The 2,823-nt window shown below is 50.1% G+C and carries 1 rRNA gene; it reads left to right on the forward strand.

Annotated elements, in window-relative coordinates:
* Nucleotides 1–2,779: ribosomal RNA gene (locus H5092_RS20310) — 23S ribosomal RNA — on the forward strand.
* The last annotated feature ends 44 nt before the right edge of the window (nucleotides 2,780–2,823 follow it).

A 2,823-nucleotide genomic window follows, 5' to 3' on the forward strand; every position in this document is an offset into this window, starting at 1 on the left:
CTTGAGACTAGGATTTCCGAATGGGGAAACCCACCTGCTTGCAGGTATCGTTAACTGAATACATAGGTTAACGAGGCGAACGCGGAGAACTGAAACATCTAAGTACCCGTAGGAAAAGAAATCAACCGAGATTCCGAAAGTAGCGGCGAGCGAAATCGGAACAGCCCTTAAGCTTATTATGTGTTAATGGAAGGCTCTGGAAAGTGCCACGATACAGGGTGATAGTCCCGTACATGAAAAGACATTTTAAGTGAAATCGAGTAGGTCGGAGCACGTGAAACTTTGACTGAATATAGGTGGACCATCATCTAAGGCTAAATACTCCCAACTGACCGATAGTGAACCAGTACCGTGAGGGAAAGGCGAAAAGAACCCCTGTGAGGGGAGTGAAATAGAACCTGAAACCGTGTACGTACAAGCAGTAGGAGCCCACTTGTTGGGTGACTGCGTACCTTTTGTATAATGGGTCAGCGACTTATATTTTGTAGCGAGGTTAACCGAATAGGGTAGCCGTAGGGAAACCGAGTCTTAACTGGGCGACTAGTTGCAAGGTATAGACCCGAAACCCGGTGATCTAGCCATGGGCAGGTTGAAGGTTGAGTAACATCAACTGGAGGACCGAACCCACTAACGTTGAAAAGTTAGGGGATGACCTGTGGCTAGGAGTGAAAGGCTAATCAAACCGGGAGATAGCTGGTTCTCCCCGAAATCTATTTAGGTAGAGCCTCGGACGAATACTTACGGGGGTAGAGCACTGTTAAGGCTAGGGGGTCATCCCGACTTACCAACCCTTTGCAAACTCCGAATACCGTAAAGTAATATCCGGGAGACACACGGCGGGTGCTAACGTCCGTCGTGAAGAGGGAAACAACCCAGACCGCCAGCTAAGGTCCCAAAGTCATAGTTAAGTGGGAAACGATGTGGAAAGGCCCAGACAGCCAGGAGGTTGGCTTAGAAGCAGCCATCCTTTAAAGAAAGCGTAATAGCTCACTGGTCGAGTCGGTCTGCGCGGAAGATGTAACGGGGCTAAACTATGCACCGAAGCTGCGGATTCAGAATTTATTCTGAGTGGTAGGGGAGCGTTCTGTAAGCGGTTGAAGGTGTACCGGGAGGTATGCTGGACGTATCAGAAGTGCGAATGCTGACATGAGTAACGATAATGGGAGTGAAAAACTCCCACGCCGGAAGACCAAGGGTTCCTATCCCATGTTAATCAGGGTAGGGTAAGTCGACCCCTAAGGCGAGGCCGAAAGGCGTAGTCGATGGGAAACAGATTAATATTTCTGTACTCGATATAATTGCGATGGGGGGACGGAGCAGGCTAAACAAGCATGGCGTTGGTAGTCCATGTGAAAGTGAGTAGGTTGGCGACTTAGGTAAATCCGGGTTGCTATTAAGACTGAGACACGAGACGAGTCACTACGGTGATGAAGTTGTTGATGCCATACTTCCAGGAAAAGCCTCTAAGCTTCAGATTATATGGAATCGTACCCCAAACCGACACAGGTGGTCAGGTAGAGAATACTAAGGCGCTTGAGAGAACTCGGGTGAAGGAACTAGGCAAAATCGTACCGTAACTTCGGGAGAAGGTACGCTCCTATCTGTGATGAGACTTGCTCTCTAAGCGGACGGGAGCCGCAGTGACCAGGTGGCTGGGACTGTTTATTAAAAACACAGCACTGTGCAAAATCGCAAGATGACGTATACGGTGTGACACCTGCCCGGTGCCGGAAGGTTAATTGATGGGGTTATCCTTAGGGAGAAGCTCTTGATCGAAGCCCCGGTAAACGGCGGCCGTAACTATAACGGTCCTAAGGTAGCGAAATTCCTTGTCGGGTAAGTTCCGACCTGCACGAATGGTGTAACCATGGCCACGCTGTCTCCACCCGAGACTCAGTGAAATTGAAATCGCAGTGAAGATGCTGTGTACCCGCGGCTAGACGGAAAGACCCCGTGAACCTTTACTACAGCTTGGCACTGAACATTGAACCTACATGTGTAGGATAGGTGGGAGACTTTGAAGCAGCGACGCTAGTTGTTGTGGAGTCAACCTTGAAATACCACCCTTGTAGTTTTGATGTTCTAACGTTGGCCCCTGAATCGGGGTTACGGACAGTGCCTGGTGGGTAGTTTGACTGGGGCGGTCTCCTCCTAAAGAGTAACGGAGGAGCACGAAGGTTGGCTAAGTACGGTCGGACATCGTACGGTTAGTGTAATGGTAGAAGCCAGCTTAACTGCGAGACAGACACGTCGAGCAGGTACGAAAGTAGGTCATAGTGATCCGGTGGTTCTGAATGGAAGGGCCATCGCTCAACGGATAAAAGGTACTCCGGGGATAACAGGCTGATACCGCCCAAGAGTTCATATCGACGGCGGTGTTTGGCACCTCGATGTCGGCTCATCACATCCTGGGGCTGAAGTCGGTCCCAAGGGTATGGCTGTTCGCCATTTAAAGTGGTACGCGAGCTGGGTTTAGAACGTCGTGAGACAGTTCGGTCCCTATCTGCCGTGGGCGTTTGAGAATTGAGAGGGGTTGCTCCTAGTACGAGAGGACCGGAGTGAACGAACCGCTGGTGTTCGGGTTGTCATGCCAATGGCATTGCCCGGTAGCTACGTTCGGAACTGATAAGCGCTGAAAGCATCTAAGCGCGAAGCAGGCCTCGAGATGAGTTCTCACTAGACTTTTAAAGTCTCTGAAGGGCCGTTGAAGACTACAACGTTGATAGGCAAGATGTGGAAGTGGTGTGAGCCATTAAGCTAACTTGTACTAATTACCCGTGAGGCTTAACCATACAACGCCAAACGCGTTTTATGCGACAGTTT

The sequence above is a fragment of the Pseudoalteromonas sp. SR41-7 genome, assembly GCF_014163935.1.
GTDB classification, from domain to species: domain Bacteria; phylum Pseudomonadota; class Gammaproteobacteria; order Enterobacterales; family Alteromonadaceae; genus Pseudoalteromonas; species Pseudoalteromonas distincta.